Source organism: uncultured Jannaschia sp., assembly GCF_947494025.1.
Classification (GTDB): Bacteria; Pseudomonadota; Alphaproteobacteria; order Rhodobacterales; family Rhodobacteraceae; genus Jannaschia.
Genome location: NZ_CANLTQ010000190.1, coordinates 1 through 252, shown reverse-complemented (window position 1 = coordinate 252; position 252 = coordinate 1). Strand labels below are relative to the sequence as shown.

The 252-nt window shown below is 71.4% G+C and carries 1 protein-coding gene; it reads right to left on the bottom strand.

From position 1 onward, the window contains the following. Positions 1-252, bottom strand: a 252-nt coding sequence (locus Q1B08_RS21885) for a transposase (protein WP_299823625.1), incomplete at both ends; no start/stop codon positions are given.

Here is a 252-nt window from a genome sequence, read left to right as displayed (position 1 = left end):
GATCGTCGAAGACCGGCCTCGCCTTCGCCTGCCGGACCTCGACGCGCCGGTCCGGTGGCGGACCCCGCGTCTCCTTCTCGGCCGCGTAGGGCTGCGCGATGCGCCGGATGGCCTCGTCGGCGATGGTGGAGCCCTGCGCCCGATGGACGTCGACGAACTTGCGCCGGGCAATGGATGGGAGTGTCAGGAGTTCTGTGTATCCGGCGGCCGGTCCGGTTACGTGGCGGCCGCTCTCAGCCCCTGACGGGGGAG